The organism is Apilactobacillus intestinapis (assembly GCF_049166695.1).
In the GTDB taxonomy this organism is placed as follows: Bacteria; Bacillota; Bacilli; order Lactobacillales; family Lactobacillaceae; genus Apilactobacillus; species Apilactobacillus kunkeei_C.
Genome location: NZ_JBMHFD010000001.1, coordinates 360,273 through 377,047, shown reverse-complemented (window position 1 = coordinate 377,047; position 16,775 = coordinate 360,273). Strand labels below are relative to the sequence as shown.

Annotated in this window: 15 protein-coding genes; 11 read left to right on the top strand and 4 right to left on the bottom strand. The window is 34.8% G+C overall.

From position 1 onward, the window contains the following. Positions 1 to 73: 73 nt before the first annotated feature. The 3 genes from ACOMA7_RS02065 (at position 74) to ACOMA7_RS02055 (ending at position 5,912) form a co-directional block, all read left to right on the top strand. Positions 74 to 2,167 carry a transglycosylase domain-containing protein gene (locus ACOMA7_RS02065; protein WP_421391622.1) on the top strand — a complete coding sequence of 698 codons (2,094 nt, stop codon included), beginning with the start codon at positions 74 to 76 and terminating at the stop codon, positions 2,165 to 2,167. Positions 2,168 to 2,242: 75 nt separating this feature from the next. Beyond that, positions 2,243 to 3,430: a metallophosphoesterase family protein gene (locus tag ACOMA7_RS02060; RefSeq protein WP_054608102.1), complete on the top strand. Its 1,188-nt coding sequence runs from the start codon at positions 2,243 to 2,245 to the stop codon at positions 3,428 to 3,430. Further along, a complete protein-coding gene (locus tag ACOMA7_RS02055) occupies positions 3,420 to 5,912 on the top strand; it encodes an ATP-binding protein (RefSeq protein WP_421391619.1) in 2,493 nt (830 codons plus the stop codon). Before ACOMA7_RS02060 ends, ACOMA7_RS02055 begins: the two co-directional genes overlap by 11 nt. A 42-nt stretch (positions 5,913 to 5,954) precedes the next feature. On the opposite strand, the gene ACOMA7_RS02050 is transcribed toward ACOMA7_RS02055, so the two are convergent. The 3 genes from ACOMA7_RS02050 to ACOMA7_RS02040 form a co-directional block, all read right to left on the bottom strand. Then, positions 5,955 to 6,839, bottom strand: a complete 885-nt coding sequence (locus ACOMA7_RS02050) for a peptidylprolyl isomerase (protein ID WP_237756977.1) — start codon at positions 6,837 to 6,839, stop codon at positions 5,955 to 5,957. A 104-nt stretch (positions 6,840 to 6,943) separates the two neighbouring features. Then, positions 6,944 to 7,255 (bottom strand): hypothetical protein, encoded by a 312-nt coding sequence (locus ACOMA7_RS02045; protein WP_034531224.1) that lies wholly within the window; start codon positions 7,253 to 7,255, stop codon positions 6,944 to 6,946. A 2-nt stretch (positions 7,256 to 7,257) separates the two neighbouring features. Next, positions 7,258 to 7,686: an HIT family protein gene (locus tag ACOMA7_RS02040; RefSeq protein WP_034531222.1), complete on the bottom strand. Its 429-nt coding sequence runs from the start codon at positions 7,684 to 7,686 to the stop codon at positions 7,258 to 7,260. Positions 7,687 to 7,799: 113 nt separating this feature from the next. On the opposite strand from ACOMA7_RS02040, the gene ACOMA7_RS02035 reads away from it, so the two are divergent. From ACOMA7_RS02035 to trmB, 3 genes are all read left to right on the top strand, one after another. Then, the gene (locus ACOMA7_RS02035; RefSeq protein WP_054483294.1) at positions 7,800 to 8,537 is read left to right on the top strand and encodes an ABC transporter ATP-binding protein; all 738 of its coding nucleotides are present in this window, start codon (positions 7,800 to 7,802) and stop codon (positions 8,535 to 8,537) included. After that, positions 8,530 to 9,741, top strand: a complete 1,212-nt coding sequence (locus ACOMA7_RS02030) for an ABC transporter permease (protein ID WP_414827424.1) — start codon at positions 8,530 to 8,532, stop codon at positions 9,739 to 9,741. The genes ACOMA7_RS02035 and ACOMA7_RS02030 overlap by 8 nt, the downstream gene beginning before the upstream one ends. 121 nt (positions 9,742 to 9,862) lie before the next feature. After that, the gene (gene trmB, locus ACOMA7_RS02025) at positions 9,863 to 10,513 is read left to right on the top strand and encodes a tRNA (guanosine(46)-N7)-methyltransferase TrmB (protein ID WP_034531218.1); all 651 of its coding nucleotides are present in this window, start codon (positions 9,863 to 9,865) and stop codon (positions 10,511 to 10,513) included. Here trmB and ACOMA7_RS02020 read toward each other — a convergent pair whose 3' ends face one another. Continuing rightward, positions 10,514 to 10,648: a hypothetical protein gene (locus tag ACOMA7_RS02020; RefSeq protein ID WP_257719911.1), complete on the bottom strand. Its 135-nt coding sequence runs from the start codon at positions 10,646 to 10,648 to the stop codon at positions 10,514 to 10,516. Positions 10,649 to 10,935: 287 nt separating this feature from the next. On the opposite strand from ACOMA7_RS02020, the gene ACOMA7_RS02015 reads away from it, so the two are divergent. The 5 genes from ACOMA7_RS02015 to ACOMA7_RS01995 all read left to right on the top strand — a co-directional run bounded on the left by ACOMA7_RS02015 (position 10,936) and on the right by ACOMA7_RS01995 (position 16,728). Further along, the gene (locus tag ACOMA7_RS02015; RefSeq protein WP_034531217.1) at positions 10,936 to 11,253 is read left to right on the top strand and encodes a thioredoxin family protein; all 318 of its coding nucleotides are present in this window, start codon (positions 10,936 to 10,938) and stop codon (positions 11,251 to 11,253) included. Between the two features lie 27 nt (positions 11,254 to 11,280). Continuing rightward, the gene (ytpR, locus tag ACOMA7_RS02010) at positions 11,281 to 11,925 is read left to right on the top strand and encodes a YtpR family tRNA-binding protein (RefSeq protein WP_421391614.1); all 645 of its coding nucleotides are present in this window, start codon (positions 11,281 to 11,283) and stop codon (positions 11,923 to 11,925) included. Positions 11,926 to 11,989: 64 nt separating this feature from the next. After that, positions 11,990 to 14,560, top strand: a complete 2,571-nt coding sequence (locus ACOMA7_RS02005) for a DNA translocase FtsK (RefSeq protein WP_421391612.1) — start codon at positions 11,990 to 11,992, stop codon at positions 14,558 to 14,560. A 69-nt stretch (positions 14,561 to 14,629) separates the two neighbouring features. Continuing rightward, positions 14,630 to 15,961 carry a UDP-N-acetylmuramate--L-alanine ligase gene (gene murC, locus ACOMA7_RS02000; protein WP_421391610.1) on the top strand — a complete coding sequence of 444 codons (1,332 nt, stop codon included), beginning with the start codon at positions 14,630 to 14,632 and terminating at the stop codon, positions 15,959 to 15,961. A gap of 71 nt (positions 15,962 to 16,032) precedes the next feature. Beyond that, complete coding sequence (locus tag ACOMA7_RS01995) at positions 16,033 to 16,728, top strand: Bax inhibitor-1/YccA family protein (protein ID WP_421391608.1); 696 nt, start codon at positions 16,033 to 16,035, stop codon at positions 16,726 to 16,728. The last annotated feature ends 47 nt before the right edge of the window (positions 16,729 to 16,775 follow it).

The window sequence follows — 16,775 nt, the reverse complement described above, 5'->3', positions numbered from 1 at the left end:
ATTTTACCAATTAGGGTTAATTTGGGTTAAAATGGTATTAATATCATCATCAGTGAAGGAGTAATCATACTAGATGAAAAATGATAAAAAACCAAAAAGTGCTTTTAAAAAAATCTGGCACCGATACCAACTAACTCGTTGGATTATCGTCATATTTTTATTACTATTCCTTGTAATGAGTGCTTATTGCACATTTGTTGCGAAGACTACGCACGTTCAGGACTTGCAGTCATCTTTGGAACAATCTACAGTAATTTACGATGGTAATAATAAAAAGGCCGGTAAAATCTATTCACAAAAAGGAACCTACGTTGGATTTAAGGATATTTCACCAAATATTCCAAACGCAATCCTATCAACTGAAGATAGAAACTTCTACAATGAACACGGTTTTTCCGTTAAAGGATTTGGCCGTGCAATGCTATTAATGATTAAGAACAAGATTATGCGTCGTGACTACATTAGTGGTGGTGGAAGCACTCTTACTCAACAATTGGTAAAGAATGCATACTTAACCCAACAACAAACTTTCAGTCGAAAGTTAAAGGAATTATTCCTATCCATTCAAGTTGAAAATGTATACAGCAAGAATCAAATTTTAACGATGTACATGAACAACTCATATTTTGGCAATGGTGTCTACGGTGTTGAAGATGCATCAAGACGTTATTTTGGAATGAATGCTAAGGATTTACCCGTTCAAGATGCTGCTGTGATAGCAGGAATGCTAACTAATCCAAGTGCATATAATCCTGTTGATCATCCTAAGTTAGCCTTGGATAGAAGAAATGTTGTGTTACAATTGATGGCTGATAACAATAAGATTAGTCAATCAGAAGCAAACAAGTTAAAGAAGACACCAATCCAAGTCAAGAATACCTACCAATACAAGGATGGTTATAAGTACCCATATTACTTCGATGCTGTAATTGATGAAGCAATTAATAAGTATGGTTTATCCGAATCAGACATCATGAATAGAGGATACAAGATTTATACAACGCTAAATCAAGATCAACAAAACAGTATGCAAGATGATTTTGCTAACGATAGTAACTTCCCAAGCAACGCTTCTGATGGTACTAAGGTTCAAGCAGCCTCAATTGCTTTAGACCCAAGTACTGGTGGAGTTACTGCTGTGGTTGGTGGACGTGGCCAACACGTATTCCGTGGGTACAACCGTGCAACCCAAATTAAACGTCAACCGGGTTCAACCATTAAACCACTAGCTGTTTACACCCCTGCTTTGGAAAACGGTTATAACTACAATGACATGCTTCAAAATAAGAAGACATCATATGGTTCTAACAAGTACACACCGGAAAACTACAACAACGTATATACAGGAACTGTACCTATGTACACTGCGTTAGCGCAAAGTATGAATGCACCAGCTGTATGGTTACTTCATAAGATTGGTGTCGACAAGGGTTACGAATCAGTTAAGTCATTTGGTTTGCCTGTCCAAAAGAAGGATAAGAACCTTGCTTTAGCTTTAGGTGGATTATCATCAGGTGTATCTCCTCAACAAATGGCAGGAGCTTATACAGCGTTTGCCAATGAAGGTAACATGACTACACCTCATTACATTAGAAAGATTGTTGATTCTTCAGGTAATGTGATCGTTAATAATGAATCAGTAACTTCTAAGAAGGTAATGTCAAAAGATGTTGCTAATAAGATGACTAGTATGATGCTAGGTGTCTTTGATAACGGTACTGGTGCATCTGCTAAACCAAGTGGATACTCAATTGCCGGAAAGACTGGTAGTACTGAGGCTGATAATACAGGTGACTCAGATGCTACAAGAGATAAATGGATTATTGGATATACACCAAAAGTTGTTGTCGCAACTTGGGAAGGTTTCGATAATACCAATGCTGGACATCATTTGGAAAACCTAAGTGGAACCGGTGTAGGACCATTATTTAAGACCGAGTTACAACAAATTTTACCAACTACTGGTAATAACAACTTTAGTGTCAAAGATGCTGCTTACTTGGATTCACAAGAAAAGAAGGCCAATAGCTCTTCTGGTTCTAGTTTCTGGGACAGTGTTTCTGATGGTGCTAATCAAGTATCAAAGAGCCTTGGAAAAGGCTGGGACAATTTAAAGAAGAATGCAAGTAATTGGTGGAATGATGCCAAAAAATTTGTTGGAGACTAAATTGACCAATTAATATAAAACGTCGTATCATTATTATTAAGTGATACGACGTTTTTAGTTAAAGGAGTAGTTAATTTGAAATTTATTCATGCCGCTGATTTACATTTGGAGAGCCCATTTAAGGGTTTGAAGAATGATGAAACTCCAAATGGATTATGGAAACAAATATATGATTCTACCTTCAAATCTTTTGAAAGAATCGTAAACGATGCCATCGAATACGATGTCGATTTCGTATTATTGGCGGGTGACTTGTTTGATCGAGACAATCAAACCCCTAAGACTTATGATTTCTTTCAATCACAAATGCAAAAACTAAACGAACATAATATTGATGTATACATGATTTATGGAAATCATGATTATTTTGATATGCAAAAAGAATCAGTATCATTCCCAGATAACGTTCATGTGTTTGGTAATGATGTTGAAACTAAAACATTTACACTGGATGGTAAGAAAATTGCCATTACCGGTTTTAGTTATGCCAATAAATGGATTACAGATAAGAAAATTGATGAATATCCAGTGAAAAATGATGTAGACGTGCAAATAGGGATGCTACACGGTGGTTTGGAACAAACGGGGGATCATTATGCTCCATTCTCATTAGAAGACCTTATAAGCAAGAAATATGACTATTGGGCATTAGGCCATATTCATAAACGCCAACAATTAAACGAAAGCCCACTAGTATTTTATTCTGGTAACATTCAGGGAAGACATAAGAATGAACCGGGTGATAAAGGATACCTATTGGTTAATGATGAAAGTGGCAAACTGGAAGCAACATTCCATGCTACATCGTTAATCGATTGGTTGACACTTGATTTGAATATGGACTTTGTTGATGTTGAAAGTGCCAAAAATCACATCCTACAAGTTTTAATGGGCAATAAGTATGAAAATATGCAATTGATTAGTTTGAACCTTATCTTGAATAATCCAATTTCTGATGGTCAAAGACAGGACTTAGAATATCGAGTTACCAATGCGTTAAGTAAGGACTATGAACAATTAAATGCATGGATTTACGAAATTAATGTCAGATTGAGTGATGACCAAAAGATGTCATCAATCGACCAAGAAATTTGGGATGAAGCACAGGAAAAGGTGTTCTCTGAAGATGAAATCAGTTCCGTTTCTAAGTCCTTACGTAAGTACGATTTTATTGCACAACATTTGGATGAATCCAAAGAGGACTTAATGGAACAAACAAGAATGAAGCTACTAGGTGGAAAGGAGGATACGAATGAAGATTAATAAATTGGAAGTGCTAGGTTACGGTAAATGGCACGACGTATCCTTTGATTTTAATGATGACAACCTACAAATCATATTTGGTAACAATGAAGCAGGAAAAACCACTTTACTAAGCTTGATTGAAGGAATTTTATTTGGTTATGTTGACGGACGTGGAAGTGCATATGAACAATATATTCCACGTGATACTAAATCATATGGTGGGAAACTAACAATCACCACCGATGACAATCGTCATTTTATTCTAACTAGAATTGCCGGAACCCATGGTGGAGAGTTATCAATTTACGATATTGATAATGATATGCAAACCTCAAATGACATTTTAGAAAAAATCTTAGGACCAATTGATCGAGATACCTTTGAACAACTATTTTATTTTGGTGATTTAGATATTAAGCAAATTTCTAAGTTGAGTAAAAATGAATTAGTTAGTCGCATTCAAAAGGTTGGCTTTGTTGGAAGTGACCAATGGTTAGAATTAAGAGACAAGTTCGACAAAGAAGCAAAGGACTTATACGCACCAACCGGACGTAAGCCACCTTTGAATCAAAAGTTGAAAGAATACGATGATTTATTGGACAAGATTGCTGAAAGCAAGAATAGTTTAAATGATTACAACCAATTGATTAGTCAAAAGAATGCTTTAGAAGCATCCATGAATCAATCTAAGCAAAAGGTTAGTGAGTTGGAAAAGAAACTAAGTCAGTTAAATCATTTCAAACAAGTTTGGCCAGTCTATCAACAACTTTCATCTTTAAAGCAAGACAAATTTGAATTCAAAGATGGATTCTCCGATGACGATGTTAAACAGTTTAATGAATTAACCAATCAACTATTCTTAATCAATCAGCAAATCGATAGTATCGAAAAATCAATTAACCAATTAAACGCTTCAATGAACAATGATGATGATTTGAAGAAGTTCAATGATTACAAGACTGAAATTGATAAACTGGTTCAATCATTCTCCAAAGTGAATGAACAAATCAATCAATTAAGCGTTAGCCAATCAATGATAAACGAAATTAATCGCCAAGATAGTCAACAAGTTGTTGCTAGCAGGAATGACATCGTTGCAATTGAAGGCATTAAAAAACAATTAGAGGAACTTCAAACAAGAAAGCAAAAATCATCTAATAGTTTTTCTATCATGGGTTTAATTGGTGTAGTTATTGGAATCGCAATGCTTACCGTATTACCAGGAACATTAAAACTGGTCGGAATTATCGTTCTACTCTTGAGTGGTATTTATACCGGTTCCGTGAAGTTTAAGAAAAACGAGGATAGTAATTCCAATCAAAAACGGGACGCATTAAATAATCAATTAGTAGATTATGGTAATAAGTATTCCTTTAATGCCGAACATGTTGATGATTGGTTATCCGAACAAAAGTACTTAGCTCGTAAGTCTCAAGATACTAGTCAAAAGGCTAAGTATGAAGAAGAAATGAAACAATTAAAGGAAGGCCTAAAGGCATACTTTGCTGAATGGCAACGAGTATTTAGTGGCCTTAACGTTAATGATTCATTTGATAATCAACTTTCACAAATTCGTACTTATCTAAATAAGATGAATGAAGAAAATGCGATTAATTTAAGAAATAATAATCAATTGCAAAACTACCTACAACAAAAATCATCATTAATCGATAAACAAATCCAGTATAAGAAGGACTACTCTGAATTCTTAAATACTAGAAAAGTCGATGACGGTGACGAATTTAAAGAGATTGTAGAACAACAAAGAAATCATTCAATTAAATCGGCTCAACTACAAAACGTTAAGGATCAAATTACCGATGATGACGTAAAGGTTTTAGATACTTTTAATGACATAACTGAATTGGATAATCAATTGAATGCAGCGGATGCAGAAATGACTACTGAAAAGCAATCATTACTAAATGCATCCCAACAACTAGAAAGTATAAACATTCAGTTGAAACATGTTATTGCTGACGGAACCTACAACGAACTAGTGCAAAAACAAAGTAACCTAGAAGCAGAAATTAATGATATGGTTGATCAATGGATGAGCATGAAGTTAGCTAATTCATGGATTGATGAATCATTGAACATTGCGACTGCTGATAGAATTCCGTTGTTCGAATCTAAAGCAAAAGAATTCTTTGCAATCCTGACCGATAATAGATACACAGGAATTACTTACTACAAGAGCAAGTTAAAGGTAACTAGGGATGATAAGGTTCAATTTGATGCTGGAGAACTATCTAGAGGAACAATTGAACAACTATACCTAGCATTGATTCTGTCACTTTCTGTGGTATTCGGTAGGGACTATCGTTTACCATTAATCATCGATGATGGATTAACTGAGTTCGATCAACAACGAACAGGTAATGCAATCAAGCTATTAGATAATATCAGCGAATCAATGCAGGTGATTTATGTTACTTGTGATTCTGATATTTTAAAACTAGTTGATGATAAATCAGTACTAAACTTAAATGATTACTAAAAAAAGACTCCGGAAAATTCCGGAGTCTTTTTTATTTAACTATTATTTGCTGCTTGATGAGCTAGTTAAGTATGATGATAGGATGTTTTGTAAGTCCTTATCCTTAATTTCAACTCCACCATTCTTAAGAACCTTAGTTACAACGCTCTTTAGAGTAGTGCTGTCGCTTAACTTAGAAGTAGCAATTTGATCTTTTAGATCATTGATGTGGTCATTGTATGAACCCTTCTTAGGGTGGTTAACCATTTGGATGATTTGGTATCCGTATTGAGTCTTAACAGGTGTCTTAGTGTATTCACCGTTTGATAGCTTGTAAGCAGCTTTTCTAAATGCTGAATCGATGCTTGAGTCTGTGTTATCAAATGGAGTTACACGACCTGATTTATTCTTGTTTGAAGTGTCTTTTGAGTACTTCTTAGCAAGATCTGAGAACTTCTTACCATCCTTAAGTTCTGAGATAACTTTTTCAGCAGTCTTCTTGTCAGATACTAAAATTTCGTTAACAGTAACCTTTGGTTGGTAGCTCTTGAATTGTTTCTTTAGGTCAGCAGTTGAGTATGAAATGTTAGCTCTAACAGCCGCCTTTAGAAGTAGGTTAGATTTTAGTTGGTTCTTGAAACTAGTAGTAGTTAAACCTTGTTGTTCAAGTAAAGTTTCAAATTCTGAACCGTATTGACTCTTGTATTGGTTGTATTGAGCGTTTACTTCTGATGAAGAAACCTTGCTACCATATTCCTTGTTCAATACCTTGTCTAAAATCATTTGTTGTAGAACTTGTTTACCGTTTGAAGTGTTCTTCATGCTGCTGTAGTATTCGCTTTGGGTAATCTTACCACCGTTAGTAACGGCAACAGTCTTATCACCACAGGCAACTAATGAAACACTTAGTAATGCACCGGCAAGTCCAACTAGAACTTTTTTATTCATAATGTAATACACATCCATTTCTTTATTTTATCTATCATTAACTGATAGTTTTACGTTAACACATAGTAAATTCTATCACAAAAAAACTTAAGAAATTTTTAAATTTATTTGGTGATATTATTAATTCTTTGGTTAATTAAATCTACGTGTGGATTGATTTTGAATTGATATTCATCAATATCTCTTTGCATAGCTTCAATAGTGGGCTTTGACTTGCTAACTTCATCCTGTAACTTTGAGATGTTAGCAGTTAGCTTATTTTTTTGATCTAAAACGTTTGAAACGCCATTGATTTTATCCTTAGTAGATGAATAAACACTGTTGGCAAATTCTTTTGGATCACGTTTAGTAACAACAAGATAAGCGGCCAAACCAGCTGCAGATAATCCTAGTAGCTTTAGCATTGATTTAATCATGCTTATTCCTCCAATGAACTAATAATATTTGCTTTAATTTGTTCAAAAGCTTCTTCATTGTACTTATCTGAGTTGTCTTGAAAGCTCATAGAGAAGCCATCGTTTTCACTATATCTAGGAATAAGGTGGAAATGTGAATGGAACACAGATTGATATGCCAATTCACCGTTGTTATTTACGATGTTCATTCCTAAAATATCTGGAGCTGATTTTTGAATCGCTCTAGCAATCTTAGGAATTCTTGAAAATACTTGTTCAGCAAGTTTTTCATCATATTCGTAGATATTAGCAACATGTTTTTTTGGCACAACTAAAGTGTGACCAGGTGTAGCTTGTGAAATATCCAAGAATGCTTTCACATATTCATCTTCGTAAATAGTGTAGCTAGGAATTTCACCATCAATTATTTTGCAGAATACACAATCACTCATATTATTCTTCCTTTCTTTGATATTACTGTGATTATATACATATTAACATAAATTAAGCTTAAAGGAACTTGTGATATAATTGACGTTAATAAATTTCATAGGGGTGATATTCCGTGTCATTAAAAGTGGATAATTTAGTGGGTGGATACTCACGAATTCCAGTACTAAAAGATGTATCATTTGACGTAAAAGACGGCGAATTAGTCGGCTTAATCGGTCTAAATGGTGCAGGGAAGTCAACCACAATCAACCATGTCATTGGATTGTTAAGACCATTTTCTGGATCAATTAAGATTAATGGAATCGCAATGCAAGATGATATCGAAGAATATAAGAAACAAATTGCATATATTCCGGAATTTCCGGTTTTATATAAAGAACTAACTTTAAAAGAACATATTGAAACTACCATTAAGGCTTACGATCTAGACGAACAAGCTGCATGGGAAGATGCTAATAAGATGCTAAAGATGTTTAGACTAGAAAATAAACTTGAATGGTTCCCGGTCAATTTCTCAAAGGGGATGCGTCAAAAGGTGATGATTCTTTGTGCGTTTATCACAAATGCCAAATTATTTGTTATTGATGAACCGTTCTTAGGCTTGGACCCGGTTGCAGTAAATGACTTGCTTAACCTAATTGAAGAACAAAAGAAAAAGGGTAGCAGCATTTTAATGTCTACCCACGTATTAGATACAGCCGAAAGATTCTGTGATCGTTTTGTTTTGATTCACAATGGGCAAATCAGAACAGAAGGAAACATTCAAAAGCTACAGGATGAATTTGGTAGCAAAGATAGTTCCTTAAATGATATTTACTTGAAGCTTGCAAAGGAAGAAGCTAATGAATAGTCTTTTTAATCAGCGTTTGCAATCCCATTTCACGCAAATGTCTAAGTATTTAAGATATGTATTTAATGATTTCTTTGTGATTGCATTAATGTTTATCATCGGTGGAATTGGCTATCAATATGCGATGTTTATTAAACACCTTCAAGCAGGCCAATGGTGGGAAAAACTAGTCTTAGTAGTTCTTATATTAGTTGTTATTCAACTAAATAATTTGGTCACTTTTGTAAAAAGAGCCGACTTCGTCTTCTGGTTGCCAAAGGAAAAAGAATTTTTTGCTTTCCTACGTAGTGGCTTAAGATACTCGAAGTCACTGGCAGTCGTCGTCCAAATTGTGGCATGGTTTGTCATGATTCCATTTATTGAAAAATCAATGGTAAATACTAACATCGCTATAATTTCGATGTTTTTAGTAGTCATGGTCTTTTTAAAGATGATGATTTTAAACTTTCAAATGATCGATAACTACCATCACAATCGTAATATTTTGAATAAAAAAATATTCTACCGCGTGATTATTCCTTTGGTTATTGTTGCCTTAGCCGCTTATATTAATGTTTATGTAGGTGTGATAATTGGTATTGCGGTGTTGATTTTGTCGCATTTATTGGTTGCCAAATTAAAGCAACAAAGCATCGATTGGCAAGTAGTGATTGAAAAGACGGAAAGCCATGAAAACAGTCTTAATCGCTTCTTCAACATGTTTACCGATGTTGAAAACATGCAAGGCGCAGTTAAGAGACGCAGCTATCTCGATTCATTGTTCAAAATGTTCAATGATGACGTTTATTCAGTTCTATATTCAAGAGGAATAGTTAGAGATAAGGAAATCAGTGGTCTATTAACACGGGTTTCTGTCCTGGGAGCAATCATCATTGGGGCAATTAAACTAGACTGGATGGCTATTTTAATCGCATTGCTATTTATGTATTTGATTGTGTTTCAACTAATTCCATACTTTACTAACTTCGATGATAATGTTTTTACATCGTTGTACCCAATTACCTTTGATCAACAAGTAAAATCATTTACCAACGTGATTGGCAAGATAATGATTTTAGTGGTTATCGTATTGATGATTGGTTCCATCTTCATGTTTAATTTATTAGGGTCAATAATGTTATTATTGGCGTTAGTTATTGAATGGATTTTATTAATTAAAATATATGTACCAAAAAAAATAAAAAAAGCCAGTTCAAATTATTGATGTTGCTTGACGTAGCTATTAAAAAGCCAGTAAAATAGGTAGCAGAATAAAAATAGAACATTTGGCAGATTTAATTAGTCAAAACCTTGGTTTTGGCTATTTTTTATGAGGAGGATAATTCGTGAGAGTTAGAAATAAGCCATGGGCAGACGGTTATATCAAAGATAACCAAAAATATATTGTGACTGATCCTGAAAACTGGATTGGCAAATGGTCACAACGTTTTGAAAAAGAACAACCAATTCATATTGAAATTGGAACAGGGAAGGGTCAATTCATCGTTGAAATGGCCAAAAAACATCCTGAAGTTAACTTTTTAGGTATCGAAATCCAAAAGACAGTTATCGCAATTGCTTTGAAAAAAGTTGTTGAAGCTGATTTACCAAACCTACAATTGGTTCATACCGATGGTGCAGGTGTAGATACTTTCTTTGGTAAACATGAAATTGATACAGTTTACCTAAACTTCTCAGATCCATGGCCAAAGAAGCGTCATGCTAAGAGAAGACTTACTTCACCAACATTTTTAGATAGTTACAAGACAATTTTAAAGGAAGACGCTCCTGTCGTTTTCAAGACTGATAACCGTGGCTTATTTGAATACTCTGTAATTACTTTCAATAATTACGGAATGTACTTCGATTTATTATCACTTGATTTACACAATAGTGAATACATGGAAGATAATGTTGAAACTGAATATGAACATAAGTTTAGTAGTAAGGGTCCAATCTACAAGATTGTTGCTTACTTCAACAAAAAAGAAGACTAATTAATAGTCTTCTTGAAGTTCGTTAATCCATTTGAATTGATAGTTAGAATTAATTTCAAAGTATCGTTCAATTATTTCATCGTTTTCTAAAACGTTGATAGCACCAACGTAATCTTTATTGTTATTCTTTTTCATAACCCAGCTACCGTAAACTTTGCTTTTGTTTAAAGTATTTTTTGCATGAGTTATTTGTAGGTTAATTTTTTTAATATGTTTTTCTTGCTTAATCTTTTTAGCAACTAAAACACTAGTGCCGATAACTCCAATGGCAAGGGTTGAAACGATTGCATTTTTAGACTTAATGATATATCACATCCTTTTGTATAGGATACATTATATTACATTCAAATTTATAATCAAACTGCATCGAAAATAGCAAGAAATAAGTTATAATAAAGAAAAAATAATTGGAGTGAATAAACATGGAACAATTACCAACAATGAACTTAGATGAATTAAAGAAGACTGTTAGCGATGGCAAGTACATGCTATTCTTCTCAGCTGACTGGTGCCCAGATTGCTCATTTATCAAGCCAGCAATGCCAGAAATTGAAGCAGAATACCCAGATTACAAATTTATCGCAGTTGATCGTGACCAAAACATTGATTTAGCTGCTGATTTAGCAATCTTTGGTATTCCAAGCTTTGTTGCATTCGAAAACGGTGAAGAAATTGGCCGTTACGTAAACAAAGACAGAAAAACAAAGAAACAAGTAGAAGAATTTATCGATTCTCTATAATAATTAATATGTGGAAGGTAAGATTTAATGTTAATTGCAAGTTATAACTCAAAACAAACTGGTGACATTTTAGTTGTCATCTTGGATGAAGATGCGAAAGAACAAAAGGTAGAACAAATTGGTAATGTTGTCAGAATTTCTGATGCATCAAACGACCACGTTACTGGTTTTAACTTTACTAACGCTTCAGAAGTATTACCACGTCTAAAGGAAGTAAACGGTGAAGTTACCTTAACTCAAGAAGATTTAGACGCCCTAAACAATTCATTATCTGATAATGGAATTGAGGACACTATTGAATTGGATACTGATCCAAAGTTTGTTGTGGGATATGTAAAATCTGTTAAAGAACATCCTAAGTCTGACCACCTAAAGATTACTGAAACTGAAATTAATGATGGTAAGACACTACAAATCGTTAGTGGTTCTCCAAACATGCAAGAAGACATCAAGGTTGTTGTTGCCAAAGTTGGTGCAATGATGCCTGATGGTCTAATCATTTGGCCTGGTGAATTGAAGGGTGAAGAAAGTAACGGAATGATTTGTTCAGGTCGTGAACTATTAATTCCAAATGCACCACAAAGACCAGGTGCTTTGATTCTACCTAACGATTACCAAGAAGTTGGAGAAGCTTTTGATTTTGATAAAGCTGACACATTATTTTCAAAATAAGTAAGAAAAAGGGGATTTAAAATCCCCGCTATACATAAATTTTTAGATTAAGGATGACGCTTGAATGGAACACTATGACGGACCTGCTTTTTACCGTAAATATAACGTTTTAGGTGAAAACAATGAATTAAAACATAATAATAAGTCTAATAAAAGTGAATCCCGAACTAATAGAGATGCAACTGTAAGACAAAATGATGATTCTGAAGATTATCTTCTACTTAACAGAGATAATCCAATTGCTAAAAGAGCAGCAGCTTTTAAACCTAGTCATAATTCAACTAGTGGCTCAAAAGTTCAATTCTACCAAAACGAAACTTCTAGTAAATTCAGAAAAATTATGAATCAACTTGATCGTCACAATGAAGAATTAATTGGTATGACAAGTGATGATACTGGAGCTATTGATTTGGATCGAGAAGAAATTAGCACTTCTGAAGACGAATCAATTGCAACTAGTCAAGCTGATGCAGTTGATAAACAATCAATCGAACAATTTAATGACATAGAAGCAGAACCATACTCAACACCTTATATCGATAGAAGTAAGGCTGCTGAAAGCGAAGCGAAAGCTCAAGAAGCAGTTGTGGCTGATAGTGAATCTGTTTCGGTAAGTGATACTGTTGATGATGATACTGAGACTTCAAGTAATGAAGTCCCACAAAGTGCCGAACAAAGCAGTTCATCTAATCAATCTTCATTTGATAAGTTTATGGGGATGGTAAACCACGATGCTGATAATCAACTGGATTCAGAATCAGAAAACGATAATGAAGATGACACGCAAACTCATGACTATTACGATGATGAATCTGATGGTGATAGTTACGCTAATTCAGATAGTGATGTCATTATCTCTTCACATGCTGAAGTAAATAATTCATCAGTTGATGAAGATACTACTCAATATGTTTCATCTGATTATGATGTTTCATACAATGAAGCAGAGAGTGACGAAATTGATGAAACAGCAACGAAAACAAGTGGTAATGACGATAATGAACATATCGAAGAACCACATGAAGAAAAGAGAAATATTGAAAATCATGGATTAGGACACTCTTTAGCATCAATCTTGAATCAAGAACAAAACGTGCAAAAAGACTTGTCTATCTTTAATGATCGTCCAGTATCGGAATCAGACGTTTCTGAAGAAGATGATATACCTGAGGAAGAATATCACCATGATGAAAGTGTGTCTGCTGACTACGACGATAAGGGCTATCAATTCCCATCTATGAATTTGTTGGAACCATCAGATGAATTTGAAGATGATTCAATGGATGATTGGATTGAAAATCAAGCTGAAATCTTGGATGAAACACTCCGTGCTTTTAATGTGGATGCAAACGTTGTTGATTGGACCAATGGACCAACAGTTACACAATTCCAAATTAAACTTCAACTAGGGGTGAAGGTAAGTAAGATTACTAACCTGACAGATGACTTGAAACTAGCGTTGGCTGCAAAGGACATCAGAATTGAAGCACCAATTCCTGGAAAGACAACTGTAGGTATTGAAATTCCAAATCCAAAACCAAGACCGGTTAGATTATCCGAAGTATTGGACACGCCACAGTTTGAAAAGACTGATAAACCACTTACTGTTGCTTTAGGGGTCGACCTAACAGGTAAACCTCAAATGACAGACTTGAGCAAGATGCCTCATGGTTTGATTGCCGGGGCAACTGGTTCAGGGAAGAGTGTGTTCTTAAATAGTTTGTTAATTTCACTACTATACAAGGCAACTCCTGCACAATTAAAGATGATTTTAATTGATCCAAAGGCCGTTGAAATGGCTCCTTACGATAAATTGCCACACTTACTTTCACCAGTTATTTCAGATCCAAAACAAGCATCTGCTGCTTTGAAATGGTCTGTTAAGGAAATGGACGAAAGATATGAAAAACTTGCTGCAGCAGGGGCAAGAAACATCGAACAATTCAATCAAATGGCTGAACAAGCTGGTGAATACACCAAGAAGATGCCATACATCTTGATTGTAATCGATGAGTTGGCCGACTTGATGATGGTCGCTTCTAACGAAGTTCAAGACTACATCGTTAGAATTACCCAAAAGGCCAGAGCGGCAGGTATTCATTTGATTGTTGCTACTCAAAGACCTAGTGTTGATATTATTACCGGTACAATCAAGAATAATATTCCAACTCGTGTTGCCTTCATGGTATCCAGTCAAGTTGATTCGAGAACCATTATCGATACCGCTGGTGCCGAAAGGTTACTTGGAAAAGGTGATATGTTGTACTTAGGAAATGGGGCAAGTCAATCTGCTCGTTTACAAGGTACATTTGTCACTAACGATGAAATCGAAAGAGTAACCGATGAAGTTAGAAAACAAGGTGAACCTAAGTATGCCTTCCAACCTGATTCATTGTTGAAGAGCGTAAACCAAGTTGAACAGCAAGACGAATTAATGCCAGATGTTTTGGAATACATTTCCAATGAAGAAACAGTATCTACATCAAAACTACAAAGAGTCTTCTCAATTGGATACAATCGAGCGGCCAGTTTGATTGATGAATTAGAGAAGCATAATTATGTATCAGGTCAACATGGCTCTAAACCGAGAGATGTATATTTAACCGAAAGTGATTACAAAAAGTTAAATATTTAAAAAAGGGGCGCCATATCAGCTCAAATCTGATATTATAAGATTAATGAGAGATAAAAGGAGCATTTAATTATGGATGCAAAGAAAATATATCACTTTGTCGGTGTTAAAGGTACAGGAATGTCGGCAATGGCAAGAATCCTTAAAGATAGAGGATACGAAGTACAAGGTTCAGACATTGATAAATACACATTTACTCAAGTGGGTCTAGAACAAGCAGGAATTAAAGTACTTCCTTTTAACGTAGATAACATTAAAGAAGGTTTAACTGTAATTGCAGGTAACTCATTTACAGATGATCAACCAGAAATCAAAAAAGCAAGAGAAATGGGATTACCAGTATTTAGATACCACGAATTCCTAGGTGAAATGATTAAAGGACACACTAGTATTGGTGTTTGTGGTGCCCATGGTAAGACAAGTACTACTGGTTTATTAGCCCACGTATTGTCAGGAATTGCACCTACTGATTACCTTATCGGTGATGGTACTGGTAAAGGTGTTCCGAATGCTAGATTCTTTGCATACGAAGCTGACGAATACCGTCGTCATTTCTTGGCAACTAGTCCAGACTATGCAATCATGACTAACATTGACTTCGATCACCCTGATTACTACACAGGAATCGAAGATGTTAAGAGTGCATTCCAAACATTTGCTAACCAAACAAAGAAAGGTATCTTTGCTTGGGGTGACGATGAAAACCTAAGAGACATTAGAGCTGATGTTCCAATCTATTACTACGGAACTAGAGAAGACGATGACTTTAGAGCTGTTAACGTTGTTAAGAGCACTTCTGGTTCAGAATTTGATGTTGAATACAAGGGTAAGAAATTAGGTCATTTCCAAATTCACTTATATGGTGAACACAACGTGTTGAACGCATTAGCAGTTATCGCTGTTTCATACTTCGAACACGACAACCTAGACGAAGTTCAACGTGAATTAGAAACTTTCAAGGGTGTTAAGAGACGTTTTGCACAAAGAAAAGTTGCTGACATGACTATTATTGATGACTATGCTCATCATCCATCAGAAATTGACGCAACCATTGATGCTGCAAGACAAGAATACCCAAACAAGAAGATTATTGCGGTATTCCAACCACACACATTCAGTCGTACAATCGCTTACCTAGATGATTTCGCTAAGAGTCTAAACAAGGCTGATGACGTATACATCACCAAGATTTACAGCTCACCACGTGAAAAATCTGGTAAGATTTCAAGTGCTGACTTAGCAAACAAGATTACTAAGAATGGTGGATTGATTGAAGCCGAAAACATGTCACCGTTACTTGAATATCATGACGCTGTTGTCGTATTCATGGGTGCTGGAGATATTCAAAAGTACGAAAGAATCTACGAAAACTTGTTGAATGATGTAACAAATAACATGAATTAAACACTTGTAGTTTCTTACGATTCTGGTAGAATACTTCTAACACATCGTAAACAAGGAGGTTTATGGATTTTATGAATAACTATGATCAAGCTGGACGTCGTTTAGTAAACGATGCTTTCGGTATGAACAGATTTTTAACTAAAACATACGGATGGATGACTCTTTCAGTATTAATTTCTGGAATTGTTGCATATCTAATGGGTGGAATGTACCACGCTAGTTTTAGCTCTGGAGCAACTATCGTAGGTTTCATTCTATGGTTTGTGTTAGCTTTTGCTACTCAATCAGTTGCTATGCGTAATGCATTTGCTGGATTTATTATGTTAGTGATTTTTTCAGCATTAACAGGTGGACTATTCTCATATGTATTTATGATATACAGCTCAACTGCAATTGCTGAAGCATTCTTCACTACTACCATTGATTTCGCTATTATGGCCATCATTGGGGTCACTACTAAGAAGAGCTTAGATAAGATTGGAACACAAGCAATGGCAGCTTTTATTGCATTGCTTGTTGTAAGTATCATTAATTTGTTCTTACACAATCCATTATTTGACCTATTCATTTCATTTATTGCTGTGATTATCTTTACAGCATTTACTGCTTATGACAGTCAAAAGATTAAAGAAGCATTTAACGAATATGGTTCTGAAGTATCAGAAAATGGTTTAGCCATTAATGGTGCGATGATTTTATACATGGACTTTATTAACTTATTCTTAAACTTACTAAGAATTTTTGGTCTTGGTGATGATAACAGATAATAAAAAAGATGGTGTTTATACAACACCATCTTTTTTATTTTTTATAT

Excerpts from the sequence above, each read along its gene's own strand:
- ACOMA7_RS02065 (WP_421391622.1), top strand. The coding sequence starts at position 74 with ATGAAAAATGATAAAAAACCAAAAAGTGCTTTTAAAAAAATCTGGCAC.
- ACOMA7_RS02055 (WP_421391619.1), top strand. The coding sequence starts at position 3,420 with ATGAAGATTAATAAATTGGAAGTGCTAGGTTACGGTAAATGGCACGAC.
- ACOMA7_RS02050 (WP_237756977.1), bottom strand. The coding sequence starts at position 6,839 with ATGAATAAAAAAGTTCTAGTTGGACTTGCCGGTGCATTACTAAGTGTT.
- ACOMA7_RS02045 (WP_034531224.1), bottom strand. The coding sequence starts at position 7,255 with ATGATTAAATCAATGCTAAAGCTACTAGGATTATCTGCAGCTGGTTTG.
- ACOMA7_RS02040 (WP_034531222.1), bottom strand. The coding sequence starts at position 7,686 with ATGAGTGATTGTGTATTCTGCAAAATAATTGATGGTGAAATTCCTAGC.
- ACOMA7_RS02030 (WP_414827424.1), top strand. The coding sequence starts at position 8,530 with ATGAATAGTCTTTTTAATCAGCGTTTGCAATCCCATTTCACGCAAATG.
- ACOMA7_RS02020 (WP_257719911.1), bottom strand. The coding sequence starts at position 10,648 with ATGAAAAAGAATAACAATAAAGATTACGTTGGTGCTATCAACGTTTTA.
- ACOMA7_RS02015 (WP_034531217.1), top strand. The coding sequence starts at position 10,936 with ATGGAACAATTACCAACAATGAACTTAGATGAATTAAAGAAGACTGTT.
- ytpR (WP_421391614.1), top strand. The coding sequence starts at position 11,281 with ATGTTAATTGCAAGTTATAACTCAAAACAAACTGGTGACATTTTAGTT.
- ACOMA7_RS02005 (WP_421391612.1), top strand. The coding sequence starts at position 11,990 with ATGGAACACTATGACGGACCTGCTTTTTACCGTAAATATAACGTTTTA.
- murC (WP_421391610.1), top strand. The coding sequence starts at position 14,630 with ATGGATGCAAAGAAAATATATCACTTTGTCGGTGTTAAAGGTACAGGA.
- ACOMA7_RS01995 (WP_421391608.1), top strand. The coding sequence starts at position 16,033 with ATGAATAACTATGATCAAGCTGGACGTCGTTTAGTAAACGATGCTTTC.